Annotated in this window: 16 protein-coding genes, 2 tRNA genes and 1 riboswitch; of the genes, 15 read left to right on the forward strand and 3 right to left on the reverse strand. The window is 42.9% G+C overall.

What is annotated here, in order from left to right; translation table 11 throughout:
* Positions 1–242 precede the first annotated feature (242 nt).
* Together uvrC and GJU40_RS06480 are read left to right on the forward strand one after the other, a co-directional pair.
* The gene (gene uvrC, locus GJU40_RS06475) at positions 243–2,015 is read left to right on the forward strand and encodes an excinuclease ABC subunit UvrC (RefSeq protein WP_154306942.1); all 1,773 of its coding nucleotides are present in this window, start codon (positions 243–245) and stop codon (positions 2,013–2,015) included.
* Between the two features lie 75 nt (positions 2,016–2,090).
* Positions 2,091–2,270, forward strand: a riboswitch (Lysine riboswitch).
* 99 nt (positions 2,271–2,369) lie between these two features.
* The gene (locus GJU40_RS06480) at positions 2,370–3,623 is read left to right on the forward strand and encodes an aspartate kinase (RefSeq protein WP_154306943.1); all 1,254 of its coding nucleotides are present in this window, start codon (positions 2,370–2,372) and stop codon (positions 3,621–3,623) included.
* 576 nt (positions 3,624–4,199) lie between these two features.
* Here the strand turns inward: GJU40_RS06480 and GJU40_RS06485 are convergent.
* On the reverse strand, positions 4,200–4,661 hold the full coding sequence (locus tag GJU40_RS06485) for a YslB family protein (RefSeq protein ID WP_425481202.1): 462 nt from the start codon (positions 4,659–4,661) through the stop codon (positions 4,200–4,202).
* 351 nt (positions 4,662–5,012) lie between these two features.
* On the opposite strand from GJU40_RS06485, the gene GJU40_RS06490 reads away from it, so the two are divergent.
* The 13 genes from GJU40_RS06490 (at position 5,013) to GJU40_RS06550 (ending at position 14,152) form a co-directional block, all read left to right on the forward strand.
* On the forward strand, positions 5,013–5,621 hold the full coding sequence (locus tag GJU40_RS06490; RefSeq protein ID WP_154306944.1) for a succinate dehydrogenase cytochrome b558 subunit: 609 nt from the start codon (positions 5,013–5,015) through the stop codon (positions 5,619–5,621).
* Positions 5,622–5,653: 32 nt separating this feature from the next.
* Positions 5,654–7,414 carry a succinate dehydrogenase flavoprotein subunit gene (gene sdhA, locus GJU40_RS06495; protein WP_154306945.1) on the forward strand — a complete coding sequence of 587 codons (1,761 nt, stop codon included), beginning with the start codon at positions 5,654–5,656 and terminating at the stop codon, positions 7,412–7,414.
* Positions 7,414–8,175, forward strand: a complete 762-nt coding sequence (gene sdhB, locus GJU40_RS06500) for a succinate dehydrogenase iron-sulfur subunit (RefSeq protein WP_154306946.1) — start codon at positions 7,414–7,416, stop codon at positions 8,173–8,175. The genes sdhA and sdhB overlap by 1 nt, the downstream gene beginning before the upstream one ends.
* Positions 8,176–8,241: 66 nt before the next feature.
* The gene (locus GJU40_RS06505) at positions 8,242–8,703 is read left to right on the forward strand and encodes an acyl-CoA thioesterase (RefSeq protein ID WP_154306947.1); all 462 of its coding nucleotides are present in this window, start codon (positions 8,242–8,244) and stop codon (positions 8,701–8,703) included.
* A gap of 134 nt (positions 8,704–8,837) precedes the next feature.
* Positions 8,838–9,062: a spore germination transcription factor GerE gene (gene gerE / locus GJU40_RS06510; RefSeq protein WP_003184172.1), complete on the forward strand. Its 225-nt coding sequence runs from the start codon at positions 8,838–8,840 to the stop codon at positions 9,060–9,062.
* A gap of 142 nt (positions 9,063–9,204) precedes the next feature.
* Entirely contained in the window at positions 9,205–9,666 is a 462-nt protein-coding gene (locus GJU40_RS06515; protein ID WP_154306948.1) for a MarR family winged helix-turn-helix transcriptional regulator, read from the forward strand.
* A 10-nt stretch (positions 9,667–9,676) separates the two neighbouring features.
* Positions 9,677–10,495: a glutamate racemase gene (gene racE, locus GJU40_RS06520; protein WP_154306949.1), complete on the forward strand. Its 819-nt coding sequence runs from the start codon at positions 9,677–9,679 to the stop codon at positions 10,493–10,495.
* A gap of 178 nt (positions 10,496–10,673) precedes the next feature.
* Positions 10,674–11,738 carry a GerMN domain-containing protein gene (locus GJU40_RS06525; RefSeq protein WP_154306950.1) on the forward strand — a complete coding sequence of 355 codons (1,065 nt, stop codon included), beginning with the start codon at positions 10,674–10,676 and terminating at the stop codon, positions 11,736–11,738.
* A gap of 99 nt (positions 11,739–11,837) precedes the next feature.
* A complete protein-coding gene (gene rph / locus GJU40_RS06530) occupies positions 11,838–12,599 on the forward strand; it encodes a ribonuclease PH (RefSeq protein WP_154306951.1) in 762 nt (253 codons plus the stop codon).
* A complete protein-coding gene (locus GJU40_RS06535) occupies positions 12,596–13,189 on the forward strand; it encodes an XTP/dITP diphosphatase (protein WP_154306952.1) in 594 nt (197 codons plus the stop codon). Before rph ends, GJU40_RS06535 begins: the two co-directional genes overlap by 4 nt.
* Positions 13,190–13,203: 14 nt before the next feature.
* Complete coding sequence (locus GJU40_RS06540) at positions 13,204–13,719, forward strand: metallophosphoesterase family protein (protein ID WP_425481204.1); 516 nt, start codon at positions 13,204–13,206, stop codon at positions 13,717–13,719.
* 126 nt (positions 13,720–13,845) lie between these two features.
* A tRNA-Arg gene (locus GJU40_RS06545) sits at positions 13,846–13,921 on the forward strand.
* Positions 13,922–14,075: 154 nt separating this feature from the next.
* A tRNA-Arg gene (locus tag GJU40_RS06550) sits at positions 14,076–14,152 on the forward strand.
* A gap of 204 nt (positions 14,153–14,356) precedes the next feature.
* On the opposite strand, the gene GJU40_RS06555 is transcribed toward GJU40_RS06550, so the two are convergent.
* Both GJU40_RS06555 and GJU40_RS06560 read right to left on the reverse strand, forming a co-directional pair.
* Complete coding sequence (locus GJU40_RS06555; protein ID WP_154306953.1) at positions 14,357–14,710, reverse strand: DUF2178 domain-containing protein; 354 nt, start codon at positions 14,708–14,710, stop codon at positions 14,357–14,359.
* On the reverse strand, positions 14,691–14,930 hold the full coding sequence (locus GJU40_RS06560) for a helix-turn-helix transcriptional regulator (RefSeq protein ID WP_154306954.1): 240 nt from the start codon (positions 14,928–14,930) through the stop codon (positions 14,691–14,693). Before GJU40_RS06560 ends, GJU40_RS06555 begins: the two co-directional genes overlap by 20 nt.
* Between the last annotated feature and the right edge of the window lie 1,060 nt (positions 14,931–15,990).

The raw sequence follows: 15,990 nt of genomic DNA on the forward strand, positions 1-15,990 counted from the left end.
ACCTTTGTACACATTCTGCAGAACCCCGGCCTCTTTTTATGTCCCTAAATGTACTCCTTTGCTCCTGCAAAAATTGACTACAGCTAAACAACTTTCCAATTTATTCCTTTTAGACAGAAGCAGCTTGATGTATGGTATAATAGAATGCTGCTAACAGAGCATATATGAAGGCAAGATAGCTCCACTGTAGTAAAATAGTATCTTACAAAGTATAACAGCCGCACTAGTGGGGTGATGATAATATGAATGAAACAATCAAGAGTAAGCTGGCGTTTCTGCCGGACCAGCCTGGCTGTTACCTGATGAAAGACAGGCAGGGCACAATTATTTATGTTGGTAAAGCCAAGGTTTTAAGAAACAGAGTAAGATCTTATTTTACCGGCTCTCATGACGGCAAAACGTTAAGGCTTGTAAACGAGATTGAAGACTTTGAATATATCGTAACATCCTCTGATATAGAAGCACTGATTTTAGAACTGAATCTTATTAAAAAGCATGATCCCAAATATAACGTCATGCTGAAGGACGATAAAAGCTATCCTTTTATAAAAATTACTGGAGAAAGACATCCCAGGCTTCTTGTCACCCGGAATGTTAAGAAAGATAAAGGTAAATATTTTGGCCCTTATCCCAATGTACAGGCTGCCAGGGAAACCAAAAAACTGCTGGACCGGCTATACCCTCTTCGGAAATGTTCCACTCTTCCGGATCGAGTGTGTCTGTATTACCATATGGGGCAATGTCTCGCTCCTTGTGTAAAGGATGTCTCGAAAGAACAAAACAGGGAAATTGTCGATGAAATTTCCAGATTTCTTAACGGGGGATTCAAGCGGATTAAAAGTGAGCTTTCGGATAAAATGTTCAAAGCATCAGAACAGATGGACTTTGAGCGGGCTAAAGAATACCGGGACCAGATCACTCACATAGAAGCAACGATGGAAAAACAAAAAATGACACTGACTGATTTTGTTGATCGTGATGTGTTTGCATACGCTTATGACAAAGGCTGGATGTGCGTGCAAGTATTCTTCATCCGCCAAGGTAAGCTGATTGAGCGTGATGTATCGATGTTTCCTTTCTATGATGAGCCGGATGAGGAATTTTTAACGTATCTTGGAAGATTTTATGACCAGAATAACCACTTTCTCCCCAAGGAAATCTTGATTCCTGACAGCGTAGATAAATCCATTGTTGAACAGCTTTTGAAAGTACCTGCCCATCATCCTATGCGCGGCAAAAAGAAGGACTTGCTTCTTCTTGCGCATAAAAATGCCAAGATTGCTCTTCAGGAGAAGTTCTCACTGATAGAGCGCGATGAGGAAAGAACAATCAAAGCTGTTGAGAATCTCGGGCGGGAGCTTAGAATTCATACGCCGCACCGCATTGAGGCATTTGACAATTCGAATATTCAAGGATCAGATCCTGTGTCTGCCATGATTGTCTTTCTAGATGGAAAGCCATACAAAAAAGAATACCGGAAATATAAGATTAAAACGGTAGAAGGCCCCAATGACTATGACTCCATGAGAGAGGTTGTCAGAAGAAGATATTCACGCGTTCTGAAGGAACAGCTGCCTTTGCCTGACCTGATTATTATCGACGGAGGAAAGGGGCATGTCACAGCAGCGAAAGATGTACTTGAAAATGAACTGGGGCTGGAAGTGCCTGTGGCTGGTCTTGTGAAGGATGAAAAACACAGAACCGCCAATCTGCTGATAGGTGATCCGTATGAAATTGTCACCCTGGGCAGGAACAGCCAGGAGTTTTATCTACTTCAAAGAATACAGGATGAGGTTCACCGGTTTGCGATTACGTTTCACCGGCAGCTTCGAGGCAAAACTGCCTTTCAATCCGTGCTGGATGATATTCCGGGGATTGGTGAGGTAAGGAAAAAAGCACTGCTGAAGTATTTTGGTTCTGTTAAAAAAATGAAGGAAGCTTCCCTGGATCAATTAAAGGAGTCAGGTCTTCCAATGAACACCGCCATGCTGTTATTTGAAAAGTTAAAAGAATAGGTTGTCAGGTACAATATAATCTGCTAAAATTTTAACTAATTTAAAAAATGACACGTAGCAAAGCAAAATAACTGAAATGATGATAGAGGTGCGAGTTTCAAAAGTAAGTATTCTGAGGAAATTGGATTCCTGTGAAGAGTGCTGAAAGGGGAAATCGCCGAAGCGGAGACAGTTCCAAGTCTGTCCTCGCTGGTTCTGCACTGAACAAGTGCCGGATTGTCAGAAAGAGTACCTTTCTGGAGAGCTATCTTATTGCAGCAACGGATCTTTCCGTTCGTAAAAGCAATGAGAGAAGCCTCTCATTGCTTTTTTTATGGCTGTTACGGGATCAAAAAATGAGGAGTGGCTATATAAATGGGTATCATTGTTCAAAAATTCGGCGGCACTTCAGTAGGATCTGTGGAAAAAATTCAAAATGCTGCAAATCGTGTTATTTCAGAGAAAGAAAAGGGCCATGGAGTTGTGGTCGTGGTATCTGCCATGGGGAAAACCACTGATGAATTGGTCAGGCTTGCAGCAGATCTTACAAGCAGGCCGAGCAAGCGCGAAATGGATATGCTTTTGGCTACAGGCGAACAAGTCACCATTTCCCTGCTTACTATGGCACTGCAGGAAAAAGGCTATGAGGCAGTTTCACTGACCGGCTGGCAGGCAGGTATTCAAACGGAAGCTGTACATGGAAATGCGAGAATTCTGGATATAGATTCTGATAGAATTCAGCAGTATGTGGACCAAGGCAAGATTGTGGTTGTGGCAGGATTTCAAGGTGCAAGCAGCTTGAATGAAATCACTACTTTGGGCAGAGGCGGATCTGATACGACTGCTGTTGCGCTGGCCGCTTCCCTTAAGGCTGAAAAATGTGATATTTATACGGACGTGACAGGTGTTTATACAACGGATCCGCGCTACATAAAGGGTGCAAGAAAGCTTTCAGGCATTTCCTATGATGAAATGCTCGAGCTTGCCAACCTGGGAGCAGGCGTTTTGCATCCGAGAGCTGTTGAATTTGCGAAAAATTATCAAGTACCTTTAGAAGTAAGATCAAGCATGGAGAACGAAAATGGAACGATTATTGAGGAGGAAGCCAACATGGAAGAAAATTTAGTTGTCAGAGGAATTGCATTTGAAGATCAAGTAACGAGGGTAACCGTATGCGGTCTTCCTAGCGGGCTAACAACCCTGTCTACCATATTTACGACGCTGGCCAAAAACGGAGTAAATGTAGATATTATCATTCAGGCCAACACGAATGGGGATACAGCATCTATTTCCTTCTCTGTTAAAACAAGCGATCTTGAGGATGCGGTTAACGTTCTTGAACAGCATAAAAATGTCCTGAACTACGAGAAAATTGAAACGGAAAAGGGACTTGCAAAAGTATCAATCGTAGGCTCCGGAATGGTATCCAATCCAGGTGTGGCAGCCGAAATGTTCGACGTACTTGCAAAAGAAGGAATTCTTGTTAAAATGGTCAGCACATCAGAAATTAAAGTATCAACTGTCATAGAGCAGGATTCAATGGTAAAAGCCGTAGAAGCGCTGCACGAGGCATTTGAACTGTCTAAAAGTAGAAAAGCGGAGGCAGCTGCCCAGGCCCGACAAGCATAAGACAGCTTGAGCATGAGGTCGCTCTTTGACCTCTTGATCAAGATGGCTTATGACCTCGAGGGCCTAGCTGCCGGAGCTGGACAAGTAGAAAAGCGGAGGCAGCTGCCCAGGCCCGACAAGCATAAGACAGCTTGAGCATGAGGTCGCTCTTTGACCTCTTGATCAAGATGGCTTATGACCTCGAAGGGCTGGCGCCTGTAGCTGGACAAAGTAGAAAAGCGGAGGCAGCTGCCCAGGCCCGACAAGCATAAGACAAGCATCACTAAAAGGCGCTCTTTGCCTTTTTGAGATGATTGGCTTATGACCTCGAGGGCCTAGCTGCCGGAGCTGGACAAGTAGAAAAGCGGAAGGCGCCGTTCAGCCCTGACAAGCATAAGACAGCTTGAGCATGAGGTCGCTCTTTGACCTCTTGATCAAGATGGCTTATGACCTCGAAGGGCTGGCGCCTGTAGCTGGACAATCCAGAAAAGCGGAAGACCGAAGGAAGTCATGCTAAGAACGCCACGTCCTGTGGCAGCGCATGACTGTCCGACGTCGTGCCGGCAAAAAAAGAAAGGCGGAGAGTATTCCGCCTTTTTACATATTGTCGATAGCTGGATCTTTCGGGTCAGAAAGAATCCTGAATGTGATTTTTTTATGTTTTTTCCGCGGCTGTTCAAATGCTTCGGTAAGCTGTTTTGTTAAGAACTCAACCTGCTGGGCGAGAAAGCCTGCTTCGAGCTGGAATTCTGCTTCCTTAGCAGATTGAAGCCTGCTGAGAACGAATTCTCCCGATAATTCAAATTCCAGTTCATTTTTCTTTTTTGACAGCAGCTGAAGAGATCCCCAGCCCGCCTGTTCAAAAAAGCCGCTTACATCTTCAAGTGACTCCATAGGAAATTTTCTTGCCAGGCTTTTGCCGGCCCAGTAGAGCATACTGGCATGGTCTTTTCCCAGAATGTCAGGTATCAGAACTTCTCTCAGCAATTCATAGCCGAATGCAGGAACTTGAAATTCCTTTAGCTTTTCATAATCAGGAAGGTGCATTTTGTTCTTCAATTCGTTTCCCCTCTTTCAATGATATTATAACAATTTTAAGGCTGGGAAACTATCTGATTTTGTCATAGTGCTCAAAGTTTAAAAATATAGTAGTAAAGTAAAAATTTAAGAAAAAGTGACTTTTCAAAAAATTATAATTTATGAACACGTTTTCTTGACTGCCATGTTTCTTGGGAGTAAAATGGATTTGTCACATTTTATCGGTAAAGGGTTTTGTGGTGGGAATTATTAGGATAAATTGTAGAAATATATTCTTTTATATTCCTAGACTCATAGTTTCTAAATAGAAGTGGCGGGAGCACAAGTCAATCCTATATTGAAAGCGTAATTATTTTAGGGGGTAATACAAATATGGCTGAAAACAAAGAGTTTTTTTACCGAAGGCTTCATTCATTGCTTGGAGTCATTCCTGTAGGCGTTTTCTTGGTTCAGCATCTGGTTGTCAACCATTTTGCTACTCAGGGTCCGGAGGCATTTAACAATGCGGCGCATTTTATGGAAGGGCTTCCATTCAGGCTGATTCTTGAAACTTTTATCATTTTCCTTCCTCTTTTATATCATGCAATTTACGGGGTTTATATTGCTTTTACTTCTAAAAACAATGTAAGCCGTTACGGATATTTCAGGAACTGGATGTTTCTGCTTCAGCGGGCAACAGGAATTGTTACGCTCATTTTCGTTGCATGGCATGTTTGGGAAACAAGGGTGCAGGCTGCACTTGGAGCAGATGTAAACTATGACATGATGGCTTCGATTCTCAGCAGCCCGTTTATGCTTGTGTTTTATATCGTAGGGGTAATCGCAACGATCTTCCACTTTGCAAATGGTTTATGGTCATTTGCTGTAAGCTGGGGAATTACAGTTACACCTAGATCCCAAAGAATTTCTACTTTCGTAACAATGGGTATTTTTGTAGCACTTTCAGTAGTTGGCCTTCGCGCCATCTTTGCTTTCGTATAAACAGGATACAGTTAACAAAAGGAGTGGGCCAAATGAGTAACAATACCATAATCGTAGTTGGAGGCGGCCTTGCAGGACTAATGGCTACTATTAAAGCAGCCGAGGCCGGCGCAAAAGTTGATTTATTTTCATTAGTACCAGTAAAACGTTCTCACTCTGTCTGTGCTCAGGGCGGAATAAACGGGGCAGTCAACACGAAAGGTGAGGGAGACTCCCCTTTGGAGCATTTTGACGACACGGTGTACGGAGGAGACTTCCTGGCTAACCAGCCTCCTGTTAAAGCTATGTGTGAGGCAGCGCCTTCCATCATACACTTGCTGGACAGAATGGGTGTTATGTTCAACAGAACGCCCGAGGGGCTGCTGGATTTCCGCCGTTTCGGGGGAACTCAGCATCACCGTACCGCTTTTGCAGGAGCAACAACAGGGCAGCAGCTGCTGTATGCGCTTGATGAGCAGGTTCGCCGCTTTGAAGTTGCCGGGCTGGTAACGAAGTACGAGGGCTGGGAATTTCTAGGGGCAGTTGTAGACGCTGACGGCGTATGCCGGGGGATCACAGGACAAGACCTGACATCAATGACAATTGAGACTTTCCGTGCTGATGCCGTCATACTTGCAACCGGCGGACCCGGCATTGTTTTTGGAAAATCAACGAATTCTGTTATTAATACAGGTTCTGCTGCTTCCATTGTTTATCAGCAGGGCGCCTACTATTCAAATGGAGAATTTATTCAAATTCACCCGACAGCGATTCCGGGAGATGATAAGCTTCGTCTCATGAGCGAATCTGCACGCGGTGAAGGTGGAAGAGTTTGGACATATAAAGATGGAAAGCCGTGGTACTTCCTAGAGGAGAAATATCCTGCATATGGAAACCTTGTGCCGCGTGATATTGCCACAAGGGAAATATTTGATGTGTGTGTGGAGCAAAAGCTTGGAATTAACGGGGAAAACATGGTGTACCTGGATCTTTCACACAAAGACCCTAAAGAGCTTGACATTAAGCTTGGCGGAATTATAGAAATTTATGAAAAATTCATGGGTGATGATCCTCGAAAAGTGCCAATGAAAATATTCCCTGCAGTTCACTACTCAATGGGCGGTTTATGGGTGGATTACGACCAGATGACCAACATTCCGGGTCTGTTTGCTGCTGGTGAGTGCGATTACTCCATGCATGGTGCGAACCGTCTGGGCGCCAACTCCCTGCTTTCTGCCATCTATGGCGGAATGGTAGCAGGACCTAAAGCTGTTGAGTATACAACAGGGCTTGAGAAAAAATCGGATGATATTTCTTCTGCTGTTTTTGATGATCATATCAAACAGGAGCAGGAAAAATGGAACAGTATTATGAGCATGGATGGAACGGAAAACGCTTATGTTCTCCACAAAGAATTGGGAGAGTGGATGACTGATAATGTTACAGTTGTCCGTTATAATGATAAATTATTAAAAACAGATCAGAAGATAGAAGAGCTTATGGAAAGATTTGATAACATCAATATTAATGATACAGCCAAGTGGAGCAATCAAGGTGCTTCCTTTACAAGGCAGCTTCAAAACATGCTGGAGCTTTCCCGGGTTGTGACCATTGGAGCTTATAACAGAAACGAAAGCCGCGGAGCGCATTTTAAACCTGAATTCCCTGAACGTAACGATGAAGACTTCCTGAAAACGACTATGGCTAAGTTCGCCGGCAGCAAGCAAAAGCCGGAGTTCCACTACGAAGAGGTAGATACTTCTTTGATTCAGCCTCGTAAACGAGACTATTCAAAGAAAAAGGGGGGTAAATAATGAGTGAAAACAAAGTAGTTCAGTTTATTATCACACGTCAAGAAGACCCGGCAGCAGCCCCTTATGAAGAAGTATTTGAGATTCCATACCGTCCCAACATGAATGTCATTTCTGCACTCATGGAAATCCGCAGAAATCCTGTAAACTCAAAAGGGGAAAAAACTACACCGATTAACTGGGATATGAACTGTCTTGAGGAAGTGTGCGGGGCATGTTCAATGGTGATTAACGGCCGTCCTAAACAGTCCTGTACAGCATTGGTAGATAAGCTTGAGCAGCCAATCCGCCTTGCACCGATGAAGACCTTCCCAGTGGTAAGAGATTTGCAGGTTGACAGAAGCCGGATGTTTGATTCACTGAAAAAAGTAAAAGCATGGGTGCCGATTGATGGAACATACGATCTTGGACCCGGCCCGCGCATGCCTGAGAAAAAACGCCAATGGGCTTACGAGCTTTCAAAGTGCATGACTTGCGGTGTCTGCCTTGAGGCTTGTCCAAACGTTAACAGTGCATCAAACTTTATTGGACCGGCTCCTCTTTCACAGGTCCGACTGTTCAATGCTCATCCAACAGGTGCCATGAATAAGTCTGAACGTCTTGATGCGATTATGGGAGACGGCGGTCTGACAAGCTGCGGCAATTCACAGAACTGTGTGGAGTCCTGTCCAAAAGGAATTCCGCTGACAACTTCCATTGCAGCACTAAACAGAGATACCACGATTCAGTCCTTCCGCAATTTCTTTGGCAGCGACCAAGGCTGATTAGCAGGAGATTCAGCACCTCTTCTCTTGAAGAAGAGGTGCTTTTATTTTAAGGAGGCACTTAGAATGAATAAAATATCCTACATAGAAGGAAGCACCGATGAGTGGCTGCGCTCCTTTGTTTTTTCCCATCCGGTAAAAGTCAGATTTTCGGAAACAGATATGTTTGGGCATATGAACAATACATCGACTATTACATATTTTGAAGAAGCAAGAATAGAGTTTTTTAAAAGCCTGGGGCTTATGCAGGAATGGCTTGGACAAGAAGACGACAGAATGCCTGTTGTAGCCAATATACAATGTGATTATTTGAGTCAGGTCTTTTTTGATCAGACATTGCGCCTGCATGTTAAGGTCAACAGAGTTGGAGGCTCCTCGCTTGACCTTCACTATGCTGCAGTGTCTGATGCACAAGAATTGCTGTTTACCGGAAGAGGAACAATTGTTCAAGTAAGCAAAACCAGCGGAAAGCCTGTTCAATGGACAGAAGCTGATAAAAATCTGCTTCTTACGGGAGCTTCCGTATAAAAATGGGTGAATAATTTCATTGCTGGCTTGTAAACCCTGTCACCCGTTTCCTTGCTGTTACATACTATATGTTGACTAATGACATCCCCCATCTGTTAGATCAGCTCTCGCCTTAGCAAGGAGGGTTACAATACTTGAAAGAGAAAGAGTTTCAATCTAAACCATTACTCACGAAAAGAGAAAGAGAAGTTTTCGAATTGCTCGTTCAGGACAAAACAACAAAAGAAATTGCAAGTGAGCTCTTCATAAGTGAAAAAACGGTTCGGAACCATATTTCAAATGCGATGCAAAAGCTGGGAGTCAAGGGGCGTTCTCAAGCGGTTGTTGAGCTCCTTCGTATGGGTGAACTTGAGCTCTGATACCGTACCGGCATGCCTTTTTAGGATGCCGGTTATTGTTTTTTAAAGAAAAATATCAAACTTGCAATTTACCTATAAAAAGTGGGAAAATATGAAGTAACGAATAAGGTGTCACTATGCTGACTGATCGTGAGGTAGGGGAATGAGTGAAAATACAGTAAAAACGATTAACCCGGTTAACCCGGATGTAGTTGACCTGGAAAAGGCCCTTCGGCATGTATCTGGGATTATCAAACAAAAAGGCCGGGAAATTCTAAATAACTATACCATTACACCGCCGCAATTTATTGCATTGCAGTGGCTGTTTGAATCCGGCGATATGACAATAGGCGAGCTTTCTAATAAAATGTATCTTGCCTGCAGCACGACAACCGATTTAGTGGACAGGATGCAGAAAACTCATCTTGTCGAGCGGGTTAAGGATCCGAATGACCGAAGAGTCGTGCGTATCCATCTGCTTGCCGAGGGAGAAAGAATTATTGAAGAAGTCATTTGCAAGAGGCAGGAGTATTTAACTTCTGTTCTTGGCAGCTTTGATGCTGAGGAAATAAAGCTCCTCGAAAAGAGCTTGAGTAAATTACAACAAGAAATGCGAGAAAAATGAGGCGATATTTTTGGATAGACCGATTGGAGTCATTGACTCCGGCGTAGGCGGATTAACGGTGGCAAAGGAAATCATGAGGCAGCTTCCGAAAGAAAAACTGATTTATTTGGGAGATACCCTGCGATGTCCCTACGGCCCCCGTCCTGTGGAGGAAGTCCGCAGGTTCACCTGGGAGATGACAAACTATTTACTATCAAATCACAATATTAAAATGCTTGTCATAGCCTGCAATACAGCAACAGCGATTGCGCTTGACGAAATCAAACAAAAGCTGGATATTCCGGTAATTGGGGTTATAGATCCAGGAGCCCGGACGGCTATAAAAGTAACGAAAAATAATCGTATCGGCGTAATTGGTACGATGAACACGATTAAAAGCCGGGCTTATGAAGAAGCGCTGCAAAATCTGAAGGAGTCTGTAGAGGTGGAAGGGCTGGCCTGTCCGGATTTTGTTCCTTTAGTAGAAAGCGGTGAATATGAGGGCGCGCACGCCAGTTACATAGTGGCTGAATCCTTGAAATCTCTGAAGGGTGAGGCACTTGATACATTGATTTTAGGCTGCACCCACTATCCTATTTTGCGGGAAAAAATTCAGGAAGCGATGGGCCCGCATGTAAAAGTCATATCTTCCGGAGATGAGACTGCCAGGGAAGTCAGCACCATTCTTTCCTACAACAACTCTTTAAATCTAGCTGGTGATCGAGGAGAGCAGCAGATATTCCTTACGACTGGAAGCAGGGACTTGTTCCATAAAATTGCTTGCAAGTGGTTTGAAGAACCCGTTCAAAACGTGAACACAATTGTTTTGCCATGGAAGACAGACTCTTAGGAGTGTGTCTTTTTTTTATGGACTGTTTTTCGTTCCAGCTTTGCTCTGCTCCACCTTCAGTAAATAGATAATCTCCTGTCTCGCGGGCGGCTTGCCTATTTTTCTTTTTTTAAAGGGGTCTAAAAGAATAAAAGGCTCGTATACATAGTAGTACAAACTGCCATAGGAGGGGATGTATATGCCGGTTTACAAAAAAAGAAAAGTTGCTGCTGTTGTTGCGGCTTCTGCTTTGCTCTTATCCGGATGCGGAATGTTTGGGGGTAAGGAGGCTTCCAAGCAAATTGATCCGCCTCAGGATATATCCTATGTAAAGGACGGGCAAACAGAAGAAGCTGAGAGCAGTGCTGAAAAAAATGAAGATGCTGCTTCTGTCATGAGAGAAATTTTCCTGATTGATGAGAACGGACTTGTTGTTTCCCAGCAAGTCACCATGCCTAAAACTGATGGTGTGGCAAAGCAGACACTGCAGTATCTGGTGGAGGGCGGTCCAGTTTCTAATATCCTGCCGGATGGATTCAGAGCGGTTCTTCCCCCTGACACTGAAATTAAGGGAGTGACCATTAAAGATGGCACAGCCGTAGCTGATTTTTCAAAGGAATTTGGAAATTATCAGCCTGATGATGAAATGCGGATTCTTCAAGCCGTTACATGGACCCTGACTCAATTTGACAATGTTCAGAAAGTTAAAATCTGGGTGAACGGTCATGAGTTGAAGGAAATGCCTGTTAATGGGACACCCATTACAGATGAGCTCAGCAGGAGTGATGGAATCAACTTTGATACTAAAAATACTGTGAATATGACAAATACTTACCCGCTGACTGTGTATTTCCTGGCTGAAAATAATGATGGTTCCTACTACGTGCCTGTTACGAAGAGGATACCAAATGACATAAAAGACTCTTATGCTGCTGCTGTTCTTGCGCTCATTGAAGGGCCGGACAGGGGAAGCGGGCTGCTCAGTGAGTTTCAGGCCGGTCTTAAGCTGAATTCTAAACCGCTTTATAAAAATGGAGAAGTGGTCCTCGACTTTAATGAAGCCATCTTTGGTGCTTTTGAAGAAGAGAAAAAGGTCATCAGCCAGCATGTTTTAAACTCGCTTGTTCTGTCGCTGACAGAACAAAAGGGTGTTGAAAGTGTATCCGTTCAGGTGAATGGCAAGGCAGAGCTTGTGAAAGAAGACGGGCAGAAATTAACAGAACCTGTCTCAAGGCCTGAAGATGTGAATACAGGTAGTTTTTAAACCGCTGTTTTTGATATACTAAATAGGGTAAGTGAAAGAGGTAGGCTGTTAACAGCTGCCTCTTTTCTTAATGCAGACAGTAAAACTCGGAGGTATTGCATGAGAATAGATGGACGTGAAAGAAATGAGATCAGGCCAGTTGAAATGGTCACAAATTACATAAAGCACCCAGAAGGATCAGTGCTGATTGCAATGGGCGATACGAAGGTCATTTGCAATGCGACGATTGAGGAGCGGGTCCCTCCTTTTATGCGGGGAGAGGGCAAGGGCTGGATTACAGCAGAATACAGCATGCTTCCGCGTGCTACACAGCAGAGAACAATCAGAGAAGCCGCGAAAGGCAAGCTCACCGGCCGCACCATGGAGATACAGCGCCTGATTGGAAGAGCGCTCCGTTCGGTAGTTGATCTGAAAAAGCTTGGTGAAAGAACAATCTGGATAGACTGTGATGTCATTCAGGCGGATGGAGGCACAAGAACAGCTTCCATTACAGGTGCTTTTGTAGCTATGGCGCTGGCATTGGACAGTCTGGTAAAAAAGGGGTCACTTTCTGTCCTGCCGATTACAGATTATCTGGCTGCTATTTCAGTTGGAATGGACGAAGAGCTTGGCAGCCTGCTGGATTTAAATTACGCAGAGGATGCCGGGGCTAATGTGGATATGAATGTGGTCATGACATCAGCTGGAAATTTTGTGGAATTGCAGGGAACTGGAGAGGAAGCAGCCTTCACCCGCTCAGAGCTGAATACGTTACTTGATCTTGGGGAACAAGGCATTCTGGAATTGATTCAGCATCAAAAACAGGCTTTGAAAGAAATTGCATTCAACATTTCTTCATCAAATAAAGAAGGTGCATCATGAAAAAATTAATTATTGCCACTAAAAACGAAGGAAAAGCTCGGGAATTTCGGTCTCTTTTTCCAGAGGGAGAGGTGGAAGTTCTGTCTTTGCTGGACTTAGAGGAACCGCTGGATGTTGAAGAAACCGGAAATACTTTTACTGAAAATGCTATTCTGAAAGCGGAAGAAATTTCGCGTAAGTATCAAACAACTGTGATTGCGGATGATTCAGGCTTGGAAATTGATTATCTGAATGGAGCACCAGGTGTCTATTCTGCTAGATACGCAGGAGCTGAAAAAAACGACCAGGATAATATCAATAAAGTGCTGAAAGAGCTGTCAGGAGTCCCCGCCAATAAACGAACTGCCCGTTTTGTCTGTGCTCTCGCAGTCTCCTCACCCGGCAAAGAAACAAAAACCGTGACAGGAACCGTTGATGGGTATATAAATGAACAGCGTGAAGGGAACGGCGGATTCGGTTACGATCCAATTTTCTTTGTGAAAGACAAATGCCGGACGATGGCAGAACTGACAAAAGAAGAGAAAAACGCTATCAGCCACAGAGCAAATGCGCTTGAGAAGCTGCAGGGTATTCTTCCTGAATATATATAAGAGGTGAGAATGTGGTGAAATTTCTAATTGTCAGTGACAGCCATGGTTCTACAAAAGAACTGTTTGACCTGAAAAAAAGACATTTTGAAGAAGTTGAGGCATTCTTTCACTGTGGAGATTCTGAATTGCAGCAAGAAAATGAAACCATTGAAGGCATGCATATTGTAAGGGGAAACTGTGACGGTGAACATGCTTTTCCTGACGAAATTTGCAAGGCTTATGGGAAAGCAATCTTTTACGTTGCTCATGGCCATCTTCATCAGGTAAAATCTACTTTGCTGAACATTCAGTACAGGGCAGCCGAGTACGGCGCCAATATCGTCTGTTTCGGCCATTCTCATATTGCCGGTGCCGAGTATATAGACGGCATGCTGTATGTAAATCCAGGCAGCATTCTGCTTCCCAGAATGAGAAAAGAACAAACATATGCTATAATTGAAATAATAAATACAGAAGCAAAGGTAACATTTTATGATAAAGCAGGGACGGAACTTCCTGCACTGGGTATGACCTGCGAGCTGTTATCTTAAGAGGGGAAAGAGTTTCCCCTTCTTCCAAAAAAATATTGTGAAAAAGTGTTGACTTTAGCTCCTGTACATCATATAATAAATCTTGTCACTACGGCGCTATGCGGAAAACGTGATTAAAAAAAACTTGTCCCAGTAGCTCAGTGGATAGAGCAACGGCCTTCTAAGCCGTGGGTCGGGAGTTCGAATCTCTCCTGGGACGCCATATTTTTTACATACTGAATTCTGAATCTTTTCAGGATTTTAACAGAGATGCTGGCTCTTATAATGAGGGCGCATCTTTTTTTGTCACAACAGATCTCCTAGCTTGATAAGCGGCAGTATTTTGAGTTATTCTTTATGAAGAAACATTTTAAACTGTCCCAGTAGCTCAGCAGGATAGAGCAACAGTTTCCTAAACTGTAGGTCGGGAGTTCGAATCTCTTCTGGGACGCCATTTACATAACAGTTCACTCTTGGCTATGACAAGGGTTTTGACAGATAAGGGATGCTTTCGCAGTGATAACTGCGGGAGCATCCTTTTTTGTACTTCCCTGCAATGATCATAGGTATAGAAATTGCCATCAGCTTGTAATAATCGAGTAATTATCTCATAAGCGTAGGTTTTCTAGCACATTAAATTAAATAAAACCTTAATTTATTAGCTTGAAAAATCTTTTTTATATCGAATGGCAAGATATATAGCTGCAGCAATGAAGGCAAGCGAATATTTAAATAAAAAGAAGATTTGCCACATATATTCTTTTGGGAAAATCAAATCGCACAAAACGATTGCACTTAACATGATCAGAGAACTTTTTAAATATATTGAATTTGTCCTTTCGTCCTCTTTACCTATTTTGTTTCGAAGCAAGAAAATGAGTCCCGCACCAACAAAAACAAGTACAAAACCGATAACAATCAACATGTTCCAATTACCATTTGATGATTCCACCCATGCTCTCAATGGAGAAAAAAGTGTAGTTGTTAAATTATCAAACATCATCTGAATCATTTCCTTTCTCATAAGTGAAAATATCGTTTACATCAACATTAAAAAATTTAGCAATCCGAAAAGCTAACAGCAGAGTCGGAACATAATTCCCTTTTTCCATAACAAAGATGGTTTGTTTGGAAACCCCAACTTGCTCTGCTAATTCTTGCTGAGACAATCTGGCAAGCACACGATACTCATAAACCTTATTTGATATGGAATCACCAAAATCTTTCTTCATGACCATCACCTCTTGAACCAAATTATAAATTAAATATTTAAAAAAGTAAAGTTTACTTATACAAAAAATAAATAAACTTTTATAATTACTTATATTACTTTGATGTGGTGTGAACCAGAATGTAGAAAGAATCTGCTGAGGTCATACAGGCACTTGAAGATTTCCAAGCTGCAAGTGGAAACAAATACGATCGCAAAAAACACCACGATTACAAAGACAGTCTCCTGCAAAGTAAATCAGGTGATGCTTTGCCAATAAAACATCCTGTTCGAATTATAGGCGTTTATACTGTTGTCAAAAAGGCTTCAGCACCTGGCTGAACGTTGAACTGTCCATTGGCCAAAGAGGCTGGGTAATCTATACATCCTTCACTGGAATATAGAATACAGCTATTTAAATAGCAGGGGACAGTAATAGGGACGTTTGCAATGCCCCGGCAGGTACTTTTAAAAAATACACTAAACACCCTCGAATGTTAAAATCCTTCGAGGGTGTTTTTTTGTCTGAGTGTAAGGATGTAAACAGCAGTGAAAATTATTATTAAGCGGAAATCTTGCGCATATTTAGCCTGTCGTATTCGTTAAATCCCGGATACCGGTTACACCCCAAACAGCCGTCCGGCAATAGACGGAGAAATTCCGCTTATGTGTAAATTCCATCAAAATAAGCACGAAATAAACGGATATATTCCGTCTAAGGGCTTTAAAAGACTTGATTTTAATGGATTTCAAGACAATAACCGGAAATTCTACCCTTAAATCGCCCCAAAAAAGGTCAAAATGACAGTTAAGCGGAAATCTTCCGCTTAACTAGCGGTCAGTAGTCATTCCAAACCTTGGAAACCTTTTATCAACCAAACAACCGGACGGCAATAGACGGAGAAATTCCGCTTATGTGTATATTCCATCAAAAAAAGCACGAAATTAACGGATATATTCCGTCTATGGGCTTCAAAGAGTTAAATTTGAATGGCTTTAAGACAATAACCGGAAATTCTACCCTTAAATCGCCCCAAAAAAGGTCAAAATGACAGTTAAGCGGAAATCTTCCGCTTAACTAG

This window comes from Metabacillus lacus (genome assembly GCF_009674805.1).
GTDB lineage: Bacteria > Bacillota > Bacilli > Bacillales > Bacillaceae > Metabacillus_C > Metabacillus_C lacus.

Excerpts from the sequence above, each read along its gene's own strand:
- sdhB (WP_154306946.1), top strand. The coding sequence starts at position 7,414 with ATGAGTGAAAACAAAGTAGTTCAGTTTATTATCACACGTCAAGAAGAC.
- GJU40_RS06515 (WP_154306948.1), top strand. The coding sequence starts at position 9,205 with ATGAGTGAAAATACAGTAAAAACGATTAACCCGGTTAACCCGGATGTA.
- sdhA (WP_154306945.1), top strand. The coding sequence starts at position 5,654 with ATGAGTAACAATACCATAATCGTAGTTGGAGGCGGCCTTGCAGGACTA.
- GJU40_RS06555 (WP_154306953.1), bottom strand. The coding sequence starts at position 14,710 with ATGATTCAGATGATGTTTGATAATTTAACAACTACACTTTTTTCTCCA.
- uvrC (WP_154306942.1), top strand. The coding sequence starts at position 243 with ATGAATGAAACAATCAAGAGTAAGCTGGCGTTTCTGCCGGACCAGCCT.
- rph (WP_154306951.1), top strand. The coding sequence starts at position 11,838 with ATGAGAATAGATGGACGTGAAAGAAATGAGATCAGGCCAGTTGAAATG.
- GJU40_RS06560 (WP_154306954.1), bottom strand. The coding sequence starts at position 14,930 with ATGAAGAAAGATTTTGGTGATTCCATATCAAATAAGGTTTATGAGTAT.
- GJU40_RS06490 (WP_154306944.1), top strand. The coding sequence starts at position 5,013 with ATGGCTGAAAACAAAGAGTTTTTTTACCGAAGGCTTCATTCATTGCTT.
- GJU40_RS06505 (WP_154306947.1), top strand. The coding sequence starts at position 8,242 with ATGAATAAAATATCCTACATAGAAGGAAGCACCGATGAGTGGCTGCGC.
- GJU40_RS06535 (WP_154306952.1), top strand. The coding sequence starts at position 12,596 with ATGAAAAAATTAATTATTGCCACTAAAAACGAAGGAAAAGCTCGGGAA.
- GJU40_RS06480 (WP_154306943.1), top strand. The coding sequence starts at position 2,370 with ATGGGTATCATTGTTCAAAAATTCGGCGGCACTTCAGTAGGATCTGTG.
- GJU40_RS06525 (WP_154306950.1), top strand. The coding sequence starts at position 10,674 with ATGCCGGTTTACAAAAAAAGAAAAGTTGCTGCTGTTGTTGCGGCTTCT.